Genomic DNA, 16,841 nt, shown 5'->3' with positions numbered 1-16,841 from the left:
GTGCCGCGTGCCATTGTACACAATGGCACGGCGCTTGCAGAATTCGTCGCAGAGAGACTTCTCGCGGGGGGGGCATGCGTCATGTTGAACTCAGAGAAGGCGACAGTGGGCGTCGTCAACGCCGAGCCCGAGCCGATCAAACTCGATTGGTCGACGACCGCGCTCGTTATCATCGACATGCAGCGCGATTTTCTCGAGCCCGGCGGCTTCGGCGAGACGCTCGGCAACGATGTCCGCCAGCTCGCGCGCGCGGTGAAGCCGATCGGTGCCGTGCTCAAGGCGGCGCGCGATGCCGGCATGCTGGTGATCCACACCCGCGAAGGCCACTTGCCGGACCTGTCCGACGCGCCGCCTGCGAAGATCGAGCGCGGCGCGCCGTCCTTGCGCATCGGCGATCCCGGCCCGATGGGCCGCATCCTGATCCGCGGCGAAGCCGGTCACGACATCATCCCCGAGCTTTATCCGCTCGACAGCGAGGTCGTGATCGACAAGCCCGGCAAGGGCGCGTTCTACGCCACCGAGTTCGGTGATGTCCTCGAGAAATACGGCATCGAGACTCTGCTGGTGTGCGGCGTCACCACGGAGGTGTGCGTGAACACCACCGTGCGCGAAGCCAACGACCGCGGCTATCGCTGCGTCGTCATCTCGGATGGCTGCGCGTCCTACTTTCCCGAATTCCATGAGATGGGCCTGAAGATGATCAAGGCCCAGGGCGGCATCTTCGGCTGGGTCTCCGACTCCGCCGCAGTGCTGGACGCGTTGAAGACGGCGAACGGATCACCTTAGCCTTTACTGCGAACAAACACTCTGACTCATCATACTGAGGATGAGGATTGAGAACGGTGTAACTACCCGCCCTTGACCGCCCCCGCCGTGAGCCCGGCGACGATCTGCCGTTGGGCGAGCACCGTCAGCAGCAGCACCGGGAAGGTGACGATCAGCGCGGCGGCTGCGAGCGGTCCCCAGCTCAACTGGTCGAACGAGATCATATTGTAGACGGCAACGGGCAGGGTGCGCGTCTCGCGTCCCGCCAGCACGATGCCGAAGACGAAATTGTTCCAGGAGAAGATGACGGCCAGGATGAAGGCGACCGCAATTCCCGGCCGGGCGATCGGCAACGCGACGTGGTGGAAGACCTGCCAGCGCGTGGCGCCGTCGATCAGTGCTGCTTCTTCCAGTTCGAGCGGCGTGGTCTCGAAATAGCCGATCATGATCCAGATCACGATCGGCACGGTCACCACGAGGTGGATGATGATCTGCGGCAGCAGCGTGCCGAGCAAGCCCAGCCATTGAAACAAAAGAAACAGCGGGATCAGATAGGACAGGCCCGGCGTGATGCGCGCGATCAGGATCACGATCGCAGATTTGTGTGCCGCCATGCGCGCGATGCCGTAGCCGGCAGGAACGCCGACGATCAGCGCGAGCGCCGTCGCGCTGCCGGTCACGACCAGGCTGTTGATGAAATAGGTCAGGAAGCGGTTGGAGGCGAGCACGTCGGCATAGTTCTTCCAGGCAAAATGCTCGGGGATGAAAACCGGCGGGTAGGCGGCGTTGTCGACCTCGAACTTGAGCGAGAGCGAGAGCATCCACAGGAAGAACAGGATTGCCGGCGACACGATCACGAACACCGCGAACCACAGCCCGATCCTGCCAATGATCTGACGTGGGTTCATGCGCCGCTCGCTATTTCGGTCCACAGCATGCGCTGGCGCGCGTAAAGCATCACGGCAGCGAGTGCGACGATGAGGAGGAAGAACACCACCGCGATCGCCGAGCCATAACCGAGGTCGTAATAGGTGAAGGCGACGCTGTAGAGGTAGATGTTGATCGTCTCCGACGCCGAGCCCGGTCCGCCCTGCGTGATCGCGAAGATGATATCGAAGCTCTTCACCGCATCGATCATGCGGATCATGCCCGCGATGAACAGAAACGGCATGATCAGCGGCAGCGTGATGAAGCGGAACACCTGCCAGAAACTGGCGCCGTCGATCTGGGCGCTCTCATAGGGCTCGGCCGGGATCGCGGCGAGGCCGCCCAGCACGATCAGCATCACGAGCGGCGTCCATTGCCAGGTCTCGACCAGCACCAGCGAGGGGATCACGGTCGCGGGGTGAAACACCCAGAGCTGCGGCGGAATGCCGACAAGCGACAAGAGGTAGTTGAGCACGCCGAGTTGCGGATGGAACATCATGGTCCACACCAGCGCGATCGCCACCGGCGTTGCCATCATCGGCATGATGAAGATGCCGCGCAGGAAGCCGCGGCCGGCGAATTTCTGATGGAACACCACGGCCGCGAGCGTGCCGAGCACCAGCGGCAGCAGCACCGAGAGCACGGTGTAGACCAGTGTATGTCCGACCGCCTCGAGGAAACGGGGATCGCTCGTCAGCCGCAGATAGTTGGAAAGCCCGACGAAGGTGGTCGGCGAGCCGACCTTCCACTCGTTCAGGCTCATCCAGATGGTGAAGACCCACGGGAAGATGATGATGGCGAGCACGACGACCAGCGCCGGCACCACGAACGGCCAGTAAGACGGCGGCCGCAATTGTTTCTCCGGCGCGGTCTCGGTGCGAGCCGCCGCCGGAGCTGATTGTGTCAACGCACTCACGCCTTTTCGCTGCGCTCCAGGATGGGCCGGTACTGATCGTTTGCCTTCTTCAGCTCAGTCGCAGGATCGGCGCCGGACAGGGTCGAGGTGAGCGCCGCGCCGACGATATCGCGGAATTCGGCGACCGGGATCACCACGGGCAGGCCCAGCTTGCTGATCTTGGCGGAATCGATCACCGATTGCAGCCACTCCTTGGGCATCTTCACGCCCTTCTGGATCTCGGGATCGTTCAGGATCGAGTTGCGGAACGGCACGCCGCCGCCGGCCTGTAACAGCCTTGCGCCCTGTTGCTTCGAGACCACCCATTGGCAGAGCAGATAGGCGGCTTCCTTGTTCTTGCTGGCGGCTGCAATGCCGATGCCGTCGCCATAGGTCGCCGAATACTGTCCCTTGGGTCCGGCGGGTACGACGGTGTAGCCGACCTTGCCGACCACGCGCGAGGCGGCCGGGTCCTCCAGCGGCGGTGCCCAGCCGACGCCATCGATCCACATCGCCGAGCGTCCTTGCGTGAACGAGGCCATCGACTCCATCCAGTTGAAGCCGGCCACGCCGGGCGGGGCCACCTTCGTCAGCAGCGTCTGGTAGAGTTTTGTTGCCTCAATCGCCTCCGGGCCGTCGGTCAGGATATTGCCCTTGGCGTCGAGGAATTCACCGCCATAGTTGAGGAAAAAGTTGGTCCACAACGTCATGTTGGCGTTGCGCAAGCCGCGTCCGACGAAACCGTAAATCCCTTCCTTGGGGTCGGTCAACTTCTCGGCGGCGGCGACCATCTCGTCGAAGGTCTTGGGCACCGCGACGCCCTTCTTCTGGAACAGCTCCTTGTTGTAATAGAGGATGAAATAGTCGACCGACCACGGCAGCGAAAGCATCTGCCCCTTGTCGTTCTTGGCGTATTGCAGGCCGGCGGCCGAGAAATCGCTCTCCACGAGATCGGGTGCGGTCAGCGTCGGATCCTTCATGTAGGGCGTCATGTCGGCGAGCCAGCCGGCCTTCTCGAACTGCCGCTTCTGCACGTGATAGCTGAGATGCACGACGTCGAAGCTCGGCCGGCCCGAGGTGAGCTCGATCACGACCTTCTGCCGCTGCTGCTGCTCCGGGATCTGCTCGGATTCGACCTGGATGCCGGTGAGGTCGGTGAATTCCTTGATGTTCTTTTGCAGGTTGTCGCCGCGCGGGCCTTTGGCGAGGATCACCTCGAGCTTGGTCCCGGCATATTTCTTCCAGTTGACATCGGCGTGGGCCGGAAAACCGGTCAGGCTGAGCGCGCCAGCCGCGGCGGTGCCTGCCAAAAGCGTGCGGCGCGAGATTTTGTGATTAGCCACTTTAGTCCCTCCCTGTGACTCATATCTTTGGGAGGGATACTAGCGACCGTGCCACGCCTGCCTAGTCCCATTCTGCGGATCAGGGCCGCACGGCCGGCGTTTCCATCGGCAGGCCGCGTGCCCGCGACATCAGATAGAGCTCGAGCGCGACCAGCTCGGGCGACCCGTAATCATAAGCTTGGGCGCGGACGCCGGTCATGCAGCTTCGCAGCCGCCGCTCCAGCGATCCCAGCGTCTGCCATTCCAGGCGATAGAGCGGATAGCCGGTCGGCTGTCCTTGCGTGATCGGCGCGCCGGCGAGGCGCTTGTCGAAATTGTCGTCGTGACAGTTGGTGCAGGCGAGGTTGAGCTGGCCCTCGCGTTGCATGAAGAGATCGCGGCCCTGTGCAACGAAAGGTTTCAGCTCCGGATCATCGCCGGCCGTGATCGCGACGCCGCGCGACTGGTGCGCGACGAAGGCCGACAGCGCCAAGAGGTCGCGACTCTCGTAGGGCAGTGGCGTTGCCTGCTGGTGATCGGCCCGGCAGAGATTGATGCGCTGGTCGAGCGTGACGGGGCGCCCCTGCGCCTTGTCGAAGGCGGGATAGCGCGCCGCGACGCCCTTCATGCTGCTCCGTGCATCGCCATGGCAGTCCGCGCAGGCCTTGTCGGCGCGGCCGGTCTTCTTGCTCCAGAGCGCCTCGCCGTCGAGCACGAACAGCATGCCGGGGTTGGCGGTGTCGTCATCCTGCATGGCGCGCGTCTCCGGCCCCATGAAGGAATAGCCGGAGCGGCGCGCATCCTGCGAAATTTCGCCGGCGAGCAGGGCCGGAGCTGTGACGAGCAGCGCCGCCGTCGCTATCGCGCGCCAATGAGTCATTCGACGATAATCGAGGCCGATGCAGTGGACGAATAGCCGTTGTCGCCGATCCATTCGAACTCGAACTTGCCGCTCTCCTTCGCGACCGCATAGAACGACAGGTACGGATTGGCGGCGATCGCCGGATAGAGATCGGCGCGAAAGATCTCGGTGCCGTTGTAGCGGCAGGTGAAGCTCGTGATGATGTCGCGGGGCACGAGATCGCCGGCCGCGGTATGGCGAAAGCCGGTCTCCATGATGTGCGAGGTCAGGGTGCGGATCTCGATGACGTCGCCGCGTTTGGCTTTTGCCGGAACGTTGATCAGGGCTGCGGCCATCAGTTCACCTCCTCGGTGCAGGCGGCCAGTGTGACGACCACGTCAGTGCTGACCTGCCAGAAGGAATCGTCGGAGAGGCGAGCGATCGCGACCACCTTCTGGCTGTCGGCAAGCCGGATCCGGGTCGAGACCTGGGCGCGTCCGGACGAGGGACCGAGATGGAAATTGCCGATGTTCGGCTGCGGATTCTTCTCGTTGAAGACGTGGATGCTCTTGACGTAATCGGTCGCCGTCATCGGGCTTGCGACGCTGACCGTCATCGGCACCGTGTTGCCGTTCTCGACCAGCGGCGGAATATCGAGCTTCACCTTGCCGGTGCGTATCTGCGCCTCGCCGACGACGTTGCGGATCGCTGTGTTGAGCATCGCGGGCGTCGCCTCGAGCGGCCGCAGCGTAACGATCGGGATGGTCCCGGCCGCTGTGACGCTTCCGGCAAGACTCAAAAATTGTCGTCGCGTGGTTGGCATGGATTGCTCTAGTCCCGAAGCATTGCAAGAAAGGCCACGATATCCTCGATCTCCGCGGCTGTTAGAATCGGCTTGCCGGCGAAATTGCGTCCGACGCGAGCGAGCCCATCGGTTCGATAGTAGGACGGCATGATGGTCTCTGGGTTGAAGTGCGACGCATCGACCAGACGAAGCCGCAACTGGCTCACCGACCACCGGTTCCCCGCGCCGGTGAGGTCAGGAGCGAGATCGCCCTGGAACCGCGTCTCCGGGAAGGGCCCGGAATGGCAGAGCATGCAGGTCGTGCCGCGCGCGAGCACCAGCGCACGTCCGCGCGCCGCATCGCCCGGCGCACCGGTAAGCGATTCCGGAACGCCATCGCCGACGATCCTATAGGGCACAAGCGCCTCGGCTTTCGCGCAAGTGGCGAAGGCGAGAGTCGCGGCGACCAGCGCGGTGATATGAATCATCGATCTAGCCAAAGCAGTCCGCCGTGATGGTTCGAAACCAGCGTTCCGCGTCGGCGGCCTCGCGGGCGCGCAGTTCGCGTGGCCCATCGACCGGGCTGGTGGCCCCGCCCTCGACTTCGGCATAGATGTCGCCCTTCGGCTGGTAGTTGCCGGCAAGCGAGAAGCCGTAAGCAGGTGCGACGGTGTTGTAGCAGACGCCGGTCAGCCGCGGCGTTTCCGGTGCACGGCCTGCAAGCAAATTGACGATGGCGGCTGCGCAAGCCTTGCCTTGCGCGCTGGCGGCGGATGCCGATTTGGGAATGCCGCCGCCAAGGCAGGCGTCGCCGATGATGTGAATGCCCGGTGCGAGCTTCGATTCGAAGCTCACGGGATCGATCGGGCACCAGCCGGTCGCGTCCGCCGCGCCCGCGATCTCGGCGATGCGGCCTGCGCGCTGCGGCGGAATGACGTTGGCGACCTCTGGGCTGTAATTGCCGAATTCGGTGACGATGGTCCTGGTCGACGGATCGACCGACGTAACGCGGCCGCCTTGGGACAGCGCGACGCGCTCGATCATCTCACCGTAGAACTCCCTCCATGCCTTCTCGAACAGCCGCTGCTGCGTGAAATTGTCCTTGGCATCGAGGATCAGGACCTTCGAGCGCGGCTTCTTCGTCTTCAGGTAATGTGCGATCATGCTGGCGCGCTCGTACGGAGCCGGCGGACAGCGCGACGGATTGGCCGGGATTGCGATGGCGACGAGGCCGCCATCCTCCATCGCCTCCAATTGCTTGCGCAGTAGAAGTGTCTGCGCGCCGGCCTTCCAGGCGTGCGGCATCTTCTCCGATGCGGCTTCATCATAGCCGGGCAGGCCTTCGAAGTGGAAGTCGATGCCGGGCGAGAGCACCAGGCGATCGTAGGGAAACGAGGTGCCGTCGGCTACCGTGGCGCTTCGTTGCCGAACGTCGATCTTCGTTGCGCCCTGATTGACGACATTAATGCCTTCGGCGGCAAGCCTATCATAGCCGAATTGCTGCAGCTCGATTCCGCGCAGGCCCGCGATCACCTCGTTGCTGAACGGGCAGGCGGTGAAGATCTTATTGGGTTCGATCAGCGTGACCTGGAGCGCCGCGCGCTTGAGCGCGCGGGCGCAGGCTGCGCCGCCAAAGCCGCCGCCGACCACGATCGCGCGGCCCGCGGACTGCGCGCGCGAAATCGATGGCCGCGCCAGCGCTGCGGCCGCCGCGGCGATGCCGACCACGGCATTCCGCCGTGTCACCGGGCGCGTCGTCATGAGCATCATCCGGAAGTGGCTGCGGCAGCCCATGCCGCCGCAGCCGTTTTCTCAGGCGAAGGTGATGTTCTGGTCGCGCAGCGGCACCGAGCGGATGCGCTTGCCCGTCGCCGCGAAATAGGCGTTGAGCACCGCAGGGCCGGCGACGCCGATCGTCGGCTCGCCGACGCCGCCCCAGAAGCCGCCGCTCGGCATCACGATCGATTCGACCTTCGGCATCGCGGCAATGCGCATCGAGTCGTAGGTGTCGAAGTTGGTCTCGACGATCGCGCCGTCCTTCACGGTGCAGCCGCCATAGAACAATCCGCTCAGGCCGTAGACGAAGGAGCCCGCGATCTGGCGCTCGATCTGCGCCGGGTTGAGGGCATAGCCGGGATCGGTGGCCGCGACGATGCGATGCACCTTGATCTTGGTGCCGTCGATCACGGAGATTTCCGCGGCTGCCGCGACATAGCTGCCATAGGACGCGAAGTGAGCGAGCCCGCGGAAAATGCCCTGCGGCGCGGGCTTGTCCCAGCCGATCTTCTCGGCCACGGCCTCCAGCACCGCCAGGTGCTTGGGGTGGTCCTTCATCAGCTTGCGCCGGAACTCAAGCGGGTCCTGGTTCACGGCGTGCGCCAGCTCGTCCATGAAGCATTCGACATAGATCGCATTCTGATTCACGTTCACGCCGCGCCAGAAGCCCGGAATGATGTGCGGGTTGCGCATCGAATGCTCGATCAGGAGGTTGGGCACTGAGTACCCGAACGGCGCGTCGCCCTTGGGATTGAGACCGGCGAAGGTCGCCGTGTCCATGCCGTTGACCAGCGCTTCCGGCCGCAGGCTCGAGAGGATCGACTGCCCGGATATCCGGATGTGCAGCGACGTCAGGTTGTTGCCGGCATCGAAGCCTGCGGTCAGCTTGCATTGCGTGATCGGATGATAGCGGCCGTGCGTCATGTCCTCTTCGCGCGTCCATAGCAGCTTGACCGGTGTGCCCGGCATCTGCTTGGCGATCAGCACGGCCTGCCGGACATAGTCGGTCTGGCCGCGCCGGCCGAAGCCGCCGCCGAGCATCAGCTTGTGGACGTCGCATTTGTCGGCCGGAAGCTCGGACGCTTCCAGCACGGCGGCGAGGGCCGCTTCGCCGTTCTGCGTGCCGCACCAGACTTCACACTTGTCGGCCGTGTAGAGCGCGGTCGCGTTCATCGGCTCCATGGTGGCGTGGTTCTGGTAGGGATAGTTGTAGACGGCTTCGATTGTCTTCGCCGCGCCGGCGAGCGCGGGCCTTGGCATCGCCATTCGAGTTGCCGACATAGGCCGGGCCGCTGTCGAGGCCTTCCGCCAGCCATTTCGCGATCGAGGCGCTCGAGACCTTCGCGTTCTCGCCTTCGTCCCAGACGATCGGCAGCGCATCGAGCGCGGACTTGGCGTGCCAGAAGGTGTCGGCCACGACAGCAACCGCGCTGTCGCCGACCTTCACGACCTTCTTGACGCCCTTCATGCCGGTGATCTTGGCTTCGTCATAGCTCTTCAGCTTGCCGCCGGTGACCGGGCAGTCCTTGATCGCCGCGTTGAGCATGCCGGGCAGCTTGACGTCGACGCCGTAGACGGTTGTGCCGGTGACCTTGTCCGGCGTGTCGAGCCGCTTGACGCCCTTGCCGACCAGCCGCCAGTTCTTCGGGTCCTTCAGCTTGACGTCGGCCGGCGGTGTCAGCTTCGCCGCGGCCTCGGCAACCTTGCCATAGGTCGTGGTTCTGCCGGACGGCTTATGCGTGATGACGCTGTTATCCGCCGCGCATTCGGACGCCGGCACCTTCCACTCATTCGCCGCGGCCTGGATCAGCATCATGCGCGCGGTGGCGCCGCCTTTGCGGACATAGTCCTGCGAGCTGCGGATGCCGCGGCTGCCGCCGGTCGAATAGTCGCCCCAGACGCGCTTGCGGGCGACGTTCTGTCCGGGCGAGGGGAATTCGGTCGTGACCTTGGTCCAGTCGCATTCGAGCTCCTCGGCGACGAGCTGGGCGAGGCCGGTCAGCGAGCCCTGGCCCATCTCGGAGCGGGCGACGCGGATCACGACGGTATCGTCGGGTCTGACCACGACCCAGGCGTTGATCTCAGGCGAGCCGTCGGCCGCGCGGACCACGGCCGGGCCGCCGAAGGGAATGTCGAGGCCAAGCGCGAGGCCGGCACCTGCGGCGGCAGTGCCGATAACGAAGGCGCGGCGATTGAGCCGCGGCGAAACATGCTTGTTCATGGGGCCGCTCCTTACGCGCTTGCGATCGTGTGGATCGCCTCGCGCACCTGCTGGAAGGTGCCGCAGCGGCAGATATTGGTGATAGCCTCGTCGATGTCGGCGTCGGTCGGCTTCGGCTTCTCGCTCAGGAGCGCCGCCACCGCCATGATCATGCCGCTCTGGCAATAGCCGCACTGCGGAACGTCCTGGGCAATCCAGGCTTCCTGCACCTTGTGCAGCGTGCCGCCGGCGGCCAGCCCCTCGATGGTGGTGATGCGCTTGCCCTCGGCCTCGCTGACCGAGACTCCGCAGGAGCGGGTGGCGACGCCGTCGACATGAACGGTGCAGGCGCCGCATTGTGCGATGCCGCAGCCGTATTTTGTGCCGGTCAGGCCGGCATTCTCGCGGATCGCCCAAAGCAGCGGCGTATCCGGCTCGACGTCAAGCGTGAAGGTTTTTCCGTTTATTGTTAGGTTTGCCATCGCAGTCCCCTGATTGGCCCAATCCACCGATTTGGACTCAGGGGAGCAATGTGTCCGGCAAATTGGACCCGTTCAAATCAACAGTCTGAGGGTGAGTTGTCGAAGATTCTCCCGGGCATGGGAAGATTGTGGATCGGGCGGTGTTGCGACCTCCTCGGTCGCCGCAGGAAATCGGGGCTGAGCTGTGAACGGCAGGACACTGTTTGTGGCAACGTTTGGGCGGACTCCATTGGAATGGGCGACAGTTTGTCCCTTTTGTGGGGGTGCAAGACGGCGCGGCTTTGATAAAGTGAGGCGAAGCAATATGGAGTTCCATGAAGTGTCGCGCCCTTGCAATGTGCTGATGCTCTATCCGCTCTTCAGCGCGGAGTCCTTCTGGAGTTTTGGCGAGTCCTGCAAGCTCATGGGCGTCCGGCGTCCCGCTGCTCCCCTCGGCCTGATCACCGTTGCGGCAATGCTGCCAGAAAGCTGGACGGTCCGTCTCATCGACTGCAACACGGCGGCCTTCGGTGATGACGATCTTGCCTGGGCCGACGTGGTCTTCACCGGCGGAATGATGCCGCAACAGGCCGACACGCTGCGCCTGATCGAGCTATGTCGCGCGGCGGGCAAGCCGGTGGTGGTCGGCGGTCCCGATCCGACGTCGAGCCCCCACATCTACGAGCGGGCCGACTTCCGGGTGCTCGGCGAGGCCGAGAGCGTCATCGACGCGTTCATCGAGGCCTGGGACAGCGGCGCGCGCTCCGGCGTTTTCACCGCACCGAAATTCCAGGCCGATGTCACCAAGACGCCGGTTCCGCGTTTCGATCTGCTCAACTTCGAGGACTATCTCTATCTCGGTGTGCAGTACTCGCGCGGCTGTCCGTTCACCTGCGAGTTCTGCGACATCATCGAGCTCTATGGACGCGTCCCGCGCACCAAGACCAACGCGCAGATGTTCGTCGAACTCGAGACGCTCTACCAGATGGGCTATCGCGGCCATCTCGACTTCGTCGATGACAACTTCATCGGCAACAAGAAGTCGCTCAGGCAGTTTCTACCCCAGCTCGCCGAGTGGCAGCGCGCCCACGGCTATCCCTTCGAATTCTCGACCGAGGCCTCGGTCAATCTGGCCGATGATCCGGAGCTGCTGGACCTGATGGGTGCAGCCAATTTCTTCGGCATCTTCGTCGGCATCGAGAGTCCGGATCCCGCGACGCTTGTCGCGATGCGGAAGAAGCAGAACACCAGGCGCAACATCGCCGAGAGCATCCACAAGATCTACGCCGCCGGCATGCTTGTCACCGCGGGCTTCATCGTCGGCTTCGACAACGAGAAGGTCTCGATGGCGGAGGCCATGATCGACTTCATCGAGGAGGCCGCCATTCCCGTCTGCATGGTCGGCCTGCTCTATGCCTTGCCGAACACGCAGCTCACGCGTCGCCTCGCCCGCGAAGGCCGGCTGCATCCGGGCCACGATGTGGCGCCGACCATCGGCGCCGATCAATGCACGAGCGGGATCAACTTCGATCCGATCCGCCCGTTGCGCGAGATCCTGACGGACTACAAGCGGGTGCTGGAGCACGTCTATAGCCCCGCGGCCTATGCGAGACGTGTCGATCGCCTGATGACACTGCTCGACCGGTCGAAGCAGCGCCACGAGCTGGCCGAGGGCGACATCCGCGCCAAGATCGGGGCGATGGAGACGGTGCATCGTGTGGTCACCGCCATTCCGGAGGCACGCGGACCGCTCTGGCAGACCTTCCTCAACTGCGCCAAGCGCGACACATCATCGGCACGAATCGCGGTGCAGATGATCGCAGCCTATGCGCATCTCGGACCGTTCTCGCGCAAGGTCATCGATGCCATCGATATGCGTCTGGCCGCGCTCGACCAGCCAATGGCAGATGTGGTGACCGCCGACGCGAGAACCGCCTGAAGCCTGGCCTGATCTCCAGACAACCAGAGCTGCCGGCCGCGCTATTTCACTGCGAGGCGCAGGAAGCTCATCACGCTGCCGAGCGCGGCGAAGCCTGCGCCGAGCGCGAGCGCCATCGTCGCACCATTATGGCCGGCAAGTGCAAAGCACAGCGCGGCGAGTGCCGCGCCGGTGGTCTGGCCGGTCAGGCGTGCGGTCGCGACGATGCCCGAGGCGCTGCCGCTGCGGTGCGGCGGCGCGCTGCCCATTACCGCCTTCATGTTGGGCGCCTGGAAGAAGCCAAAGCCCATGCCGCAGATCACCATCCGCCAGATGATGTCGGGGATGCTCGGGTCTGCAGGCAGCAAAGCGAGCAGCGCCATGCCGATGCCGAGCAGCACGAGGCCGATACCGCCGAGGAGGCCAACCGCATGCCGGTCGGCGAGGCGGCCGGCGATCGGCGCCATGATGCCGACCACCAGCGGCCATGGCGTCATGAAAAATCCGGTCTCGACCTGCGAGCGTCCGAGCACGTCCTCGAAATAGAACGGCAGAGAGACGAAGGCGAGGCCCTGCACCGCGAAGGAGCAGACCGCGGTTGCCGCGGACAGCGCGAACATCGGCCGGCTGAACAGGTCGATCGGCAGCATCGGCGCGGGATGGTCGGCATGACGGCGCGTCAGGATGATACCAAGCAGGAGGGCTGTCGCCAGTTCGGCCGCCACGAGGGCAGGCGAGAGGTTATGCGCTGCGCTGCCGATTCCCGTAATGAACAGGCCGAGGCAGATCGCGGCAAGGAGCGCGCCAAGAAAGTCGAAGCCGTGATCCGCCCGCGGCGTCTTCGGCAGCATCGTAAAGCCGATGCCGATCGCGACGAGGCCGAAGGGGATGTTGACCGCGAACAGCCACGGCCACGGGCCGATGGCGAGGATTGCAGATGCGATCGAAGGCCCGAAAGTGAAGGCGGTTGCGACCACAAGCGCGTTGTGGCCGAAACCGCGACCCTGCATCCGGCCGGGATAGACGTAGCGCACCAGCGCCGTGTTGACGCTCATGATGCCGCTGGCGCCGAGGCCCTGCAGCGTGCGCGCCAACAGGAGGCTCGGCAGCGACCACGCCACCGCGCAGAAGAGCGAGGCGATGGTGAACAGCACGAGGCCGCCGATATAGATGCGCTGATGCCCGACGATCTCGCCGAGCGCGCCGAGCGGCAGCAGCGTCGCGACCAGCGCGATCTGGTAGACATTGACCACCCAGACCGACTGCTCCGGGCTGACGTGCAGATCGGCGGCGATGGCGGGCAGGGCGATGTTGGCGATCGCCGTGTCGAGCGAGGCCATCGCCAGCGCAGTGAAGATCGCGGCGATCGCCCAGCGCCGGCGCGCGGCCGGAAGGCCGTCGGCGATGGGGTGATCCGGTTCGCGCGCGGCCGCAGGTAACGTGATTGTCATTGCCTCGCGCTTTTTCTCCGGCGGCATGGCGTCATGGGTGCTTGCGGCATGTACTACGGCCGGGCGGCCCGCCACAGGCATATGCGTGCATGCGGTGTATGCGCGAAGATCGGGCGATGATCGTGCCGCATGCGCGTATGATCGGATGGGCTGAAGTCGAGTGGATGATCGATGCAAATTGTCGTGCTGCCGGGTGACGGCATTGGACCGGAGATCACGGCCGCGACCACCGGCGTGCTGCGCGTGGCGTCCGAGCGCTTCCAGCTCGATCTGAGGCTGGAAGAGCACCCCATCGGTCACGCCAGCCTCAAGCAGTTCGGCACGACGGTGCAGGGTGGGCTGGTGGACGTGGTGCGCACGGCCGATGGCCTGATCCTCGGCCCCACCGCGACCTTCGACTTCAAGGACGAGGCGCGTGGCGAGATCAACCCGTCGCGCTACTTCCGCAAAAACCTCGACCTCTTCGCCAATGTCAGGCCCGCGCGCACCTATGCTGGCAGGCCCGGCCGGCTCGGCGAGTTCGATCTCGTCGTGGTGCGCGAGAACACCGAAGGCTTCTACGCCGACCGCAACATGGAAGCGGGCAATGGCGAGATGCTGGTCACGCCCGATGTCGCGATCTCGCTGCGCCGGATCACGCGCCCGTGCTGCGAGCGCATCGCGCACGCGGCCTGCCGGCTCGCGATGAAGCGGCGCAAGCATCTCACCATCGTGCACAAGGCCAACGTGCTCAAAATCGGCGACGGGATGTTCCTGGACATCTGCCGGGAGGCGGCGAAGGCCTATCCGGGCCTCGAAGTCGACGACATCCTGGTCGACGCGATGATGGCGCATGTCGTGCGTAACCCTGATCGTTTCGACGTCATCGTCGCCACCAACATGTTCGGCGACATTCTGTCGGATCTCACCGCGGAATTGTCCGGCAGTCTCGGTCTCGGCGGCTCGCTCAATGTCGGCGACCGCCATGCCATGGCGCAGGCCGCGCACGGCTCGGCGCCCGACATCGCCGGGCAGGACGTCGCCAACCCGGTGTCGCTGATCCTGTCGATCGCGCTGCTGCTGGCCTGGCACGGCGAGAGGAGCGGTGCCATGCGTTACGAGGAGGCGGCAAGCGCGATCGAGGCGGCGGTGGCGCAGGCGATCGCAGACGGCAAGGCGACGCGCGATATGGGCGGCAAGCTCGGCACGATCGCGGCGGGCGCCGCAATCGCGGAGATATTGCAGGGAAAGTGAGCTGCCTCTGCGCCGGCAAGGGGAGCTCAGAACAAAAACCGCGAAAACAACCCCATGCAAAGTAGAAATGGCCTTGGCCGGCAAGGAGTTTTTCGAGCTGCGTCCCGGCGACATCTTGCGCCACGACGACATTGACACGTCGGGCAAAACACCGGCACGATATTATCATGGCGGCGATCCGGGCGAAGATCAGGGCGTGTGCTCGCGAATGCGCGTGTCCGCGTCCAGGGGTGAGCCAGACTTACGCAGGCAGCCGGGCAACTTCGCCTTTTGACCCTGAGCAGTAGCTTAACCGCTAAACCGCGAGCGCAGACGAGATGGCAGTGTGATACGCGAGGAGATCGCGTTGAGTTACCTTTGATTGTGCTGTGGCAATCTGTCCGCACGCGATTTGCACTCGATCGCAAAATTGCCCCGTGGCGGTGACATTTCGCCGCCAGCCCGCCTTTTACTCGTCTCGATTGCTGTGTCGTTTCCAGATCAAGCGGACTGCCGGTCGACTTCCTTTCGATTGTGCAACCAGGCTCATGAGCAGGAGAACAGAATGTTGCTGGGCGTGAATTTCCCAAGCGCCACCTTCGGTGATCAAAACGTCCCGGGCACCTTTGGGACGGACTACACTTATCCAACGCATCAGGACATCGACTATTTTGCGTCCAAAGGGATGGACGTGATCAGGCTCGGGTTCGAGGCAGAGCGGGTCCAGCCGAATACCAATGGCCCACTCGATCCCGCCGAGCTCGCGCGCATGGACGACATCGTCAACTATGCGGCGTCAAAAGGGATCGATGTTGTGCTCGACATGCACGACTACGGCACCGTTCATAACATGCTGGTCGGAACATCTGATGCAGCCAATGCTGCCTTCGCCGATGTCTGGGGCAAGCTCGCAAGCCATTTCGCCGACAATTCCAACGTCATTTTTGGACTCATGAATGAGCCGAACCAGCAGAGCGCCAGCGACTGGATCGGCGGCGCCAATGCGGCCATCGCGGCGATCCGCCAAGCCGGTGCAACGCAGGAGGTGCTGGTGCCAGGATCATACTGGGACGGTGCCGCGAGCTGGACCACGAGCGACAATGCAGCCGTGGTCGGCACGCAGGTGCATGATCCCCTTCACAACTACGCCTTCGAGGTGCACAACTACCTTGATTCCGATGGCAGCGGGACCCATGCAAACGTGGTTTCGGATACGATCGGTGTCGAAAGGTTGACCGCCGTCACGCAATGGGCCGAGGCTACCGGCAACAAGCTATTCTTGGGCGAGTTCGGCGTCGCGTCCGATCCGACGAGCCTAAAGGCGATGGACAACATGCTGAGTTATATGCAGCAGCACTCCGATGTGTGGCAGGGCGGAACCTATTGGGCCGCCGGCCCGTGGTGGGGCAACTACATGTTCTCCGTCGAGCCGGAAAATGGGGTAGACCAACCCCAAATGGCCGTCCTTAATCGGTACACTGACGGTGCTACCCATAGCGCGTCGGGCACTGGCGGGACACAGGCGGCCAGTTCTACGACTGCCACGAACTCAACTCCGGCCACCGACCCTGGCGACAACCAAACGGCGGCTACCAGCTCATCATCGGACACCAACTCGGCTCCGGCCACCAACTCGTCTACGGCAACAGGGACCGGTCAGGACTCGTCGTCGGATACGCATCACAACCATGGAGCGGCGCTGCACCAGAACAACACGAACGCGATCAACAATGCCGTGACCGTGCTCGGCAACGATGCGCACGCGGCGAGTGCGGCAGATCCCGGAAGCGCGCCGAGCTTCACCCATCACCAGTTCGGACACTTCACCCATCACTTCGAACACGTTTGGGGCTAGTCGTCTCGCGTATCTTCACTGGGGTGTTGACCAGGGCGTTCCGACCTGCACGTCGGAGCGCCCATCTTGCATGGGCATCGACAAAATCAGTGATTTGTCATCTTTGATAGCCTACGGTGGGGTCACAATTCACGTTGGGATTCACCATGTCTCCTAATCGACTTGGCGCGCCGTCGAAGAGGTTGCACGCATGGTTGCTTGGCTCTGTTCTCATGCTGTCCATTCAACACTAGAGCGGTGTTTGATCTGTACTACTAGCCGCGCCGGGCCATTACTTCCGCTGTTAGCCCGTAGTCGACTCTAGCTCCCGCTCCTGCGATGTCCGCAAGTGACCCCAGCGCGGACTTCGTAGATTCGAGCAGCATGTCCTCAAACAGTGCAAACCATTACTGCTCGACGAACATTGAGAGAGCCAAGAATGGCAAGCTCCAGGT

General features: G+C 63.8%; 15 protein-coding genes and 1 pseudogene. 5 read left to right on the top strand and 11 right to left on the bottom strand.

From position 1 onward, the window contains the following. Positions 1–81 precede the first annotated feature (81 nt). On the top strand, positions 82–786 hold the full coding sequence (locus tag MTX21_RS13310; RefSeq protein WP_280965261.1) for an isochorismatase family cysteine hydrolase: 705 nt from the start codon (positions 82–84) through the stop codon (positions 784–786). Between the two features lie 62 nt (positions 787–848). Here MTX21_RS13310 and MTX21_RS13305 read toward each other — a convergent pair whose 3' ends face one another. The 10 genes and pseudogenes from MTX21_RS13305 to MTX21_RS13260 form a co-directional block, all read right to left on the bottom strand. Next, complete coding sequence (locus tag MTX21_RS13305) at positions 849–1,673, bottom strand: carbohydrate ABC transporter permease (RefSeq protein ID WP_280965260.1); 825 nt, start codon at positions 1,671–1,673, stop codon at positions 849–851. Next, positions 1,670–2,608 (bottom strand): sugar ABC transporter permease, encoded by a 939-nt coding sequence (locus MTX21_RS13300; RefSeq protein WP_280965259.1) that lies wholly within the window; start codon positions 2,606–2,608, stop codon positions 1,670–1,672. Before MTX21_RS13300 ends, MTX21_RS13305 begins: the two co-directional genes overlap by 4 nt. Continuing rightward, complete coding sequence (locus MTX21_RS13295; protein ID WP_280965258.1) at positions 2,605–3,930, bottom strand: sugar ABC transporter substrate-binding protein; 1,326 nt, start codon at positions 3,928–3,930, stop codon at positions 2,605–2,607. Before MTX21_RS13295 ends, MTX21_RS13300 begins: the two co-directional genes overlap by 4 nt. 79 nt (positions 3,931–4,009) lie before the next feature. Then, positions 4,010–4,789 (bottom strand): sulfur oxidation c-type cytochrome SoxA, encoded by a 780-nt coding sequence (gene soxA, locus MTX21_RS13290; RefSeq protein ID WP_280965257.1) that lies wholly within the window; start codon positions 4,787–4,789, stop codon positions 4,010–4,012. Beyond that, entirely contained in the window at positions 4,786–5,106 is a 321-nt protein-coding gene (gene soxZ, locus MTX21_RS13285) for a thiosulfate oxidation carrier complex protein SoxZ (protein ID WP_280965256.1), read from the bottom strand. Before soxZ ends, soxA begins: the two co-directional genes overlap by 4 nt. Beyond that, positions 5,106–5,573: a SoxY-related AACIE arm protein gene (locus MTX21_RS13280; protein ID WP_280965255.1), complete on the bottom strand. Its 468-nt coding sequence runs from the start codon at positions 5,571–5,573 to the stop codon at positions 5,106–5,108. The genes soxZ and MTX21_RS13280 overlap by 1 nt, the downstream gene beginning before the upstream one ends. 8 nt (positions 5,574–5,581) lie before the next feature. Next, positions 5,582–6,034 carry a sulfur oxidation c-type cytochrome SoxX gene (gene soxX / locus MTX21_RS13275; protein ID WP_280965254.1) on the bottom strand — a complete coding sequence of 151 codons (453 nt, stop codon included), beginning with the start codon at positions 6,032–6,034 and terminating at the stop codon, positions 5,582–5,584. Next, positions 6,027–7,304: an NAD(P)/FAD-dependent oxidoreductase gene (locus tag MTX21_RS13270; protein ID WP_280971041.1), complete on the bottom strand. Its 1,278-nt coding sequence runs from the start codon at positions 7,302–7,304 to the stop codon at positions 6,027–6,029. The genes soxX and MTX21_RS13270 overlap by 8 nt, the downstream gene beginning before the upstream one ends. A gap of 42 nt (positions 7,305–7,346) precedes the next feature. Beyond that, positions 7,347–9,531 (bottom strand): annotated as a pseudogene (locus tag MTX21_RS13265) (molybdopterin cofactor-binding domain-containing protein). An 11-nt stretch (positions 9,532–9,542) separates the two neighbouring features. Beyond that, positions 9,543–9,992: a (2Fe-2S)-binding protein gene (locus MTX21_RS13260; protein WP_280965253.1), complete on the bottom strand. Its 450-nt coding sequence runs from the start codon at positions 9,990–9,992 to the stop codon at positions 9,543–9,545. 304 nt (positions 9,993–10,296) lie between these two features. Between MTX21_RS13260 and MTX21_RS13255 the strand changes: the two genes are divergently transcribed. Beyond that, positions 10,297–11,910, top strand: a complete 1,614-nt coding sequence (locus MTX21_RS13255) for a B12-binding domain-containing radical SAM protein (RefSeq protein WP_280965252.1) — start codon at positions 10,297–10,299, stop codon at positions 11,908–11,910. Between the two features lie 41 nt (positions 11,911–11,951). Here MTX21_RS13255 and MTX21_RS13250 read toward each other — a convergent pair whose 3' ends face one another. After that, entirely contained in the window at positions 11,952–13,340 is a 1,389-nt protein-coding gene (locus MTX21_RS13250; RefSeq protein WP_280965251.1) for an MFS transporter, read from the bottom strand. A gap of 171 nt (positions 13,341–13,511) precedes the next feature. On the opposite strand from MTX21_RS13250, the gene MTX21_RS13245 reads away from it, so the two are divergent. The 3 genes from MTX21_RS13245 to MTX21_RS13235 all read left to right on the top strand — a co-directional run bounded on the left by MTX21_RS13245 (position 13,512) and on the right by MTX21_RS13235 (position 16,407). After that, positions 13,512–14,573, top strand: coding sequence for an isocitrate/isopropylmalate family dehydrogenase (locus MTX21_RS13245; RefSeq protein WP_280965250.1), 1,062 nt, complete (start codon positions 13,512–13,514; stop codon positions 14,571–14,573). Positions 14,574–14,646: 73 nt separating this feature from the next. Beyond that, positions 14,647–14,847, top strand: a complete 201-nt coding sequence (locus MTX21_RS13240) for a hypothetical protein (RefSeq protein WP_280965249.1) — start codon at positions 14,647–14,649, stop codon at positions 14,845–14,847. A 270-nt stretch (positions 14,848–15,117) separates the two neighbouring features. Further along, complete coding sequence (locus tag MTX21_RS13235; RefSeq protein ID WP_280965248.1) at positions 15,118–16,407, top strand: glycoside hydrolase family 5 protein; 1,290 nt, start codon at positions 15,118–15,120, stop codon at positions 16,405–16,407. Positions 16,408–16,841 lie beyond the last annotated feature (434 nt).

The sequence above is a fragment of the Bradyrhizobium sp. ISRA430 genome, assembly GCF_029909975.1.
Lineage (GTDB): Bacteria > Pseudomonadota > Alphaproteobacteria > Rhizobiales > Xanthobacteraceae > Bradyrhizobium.
Note: the sequence above shows the minus strand (reverse complement) of the source record. Positions and strands in the feature narration are given on the sequence as shown.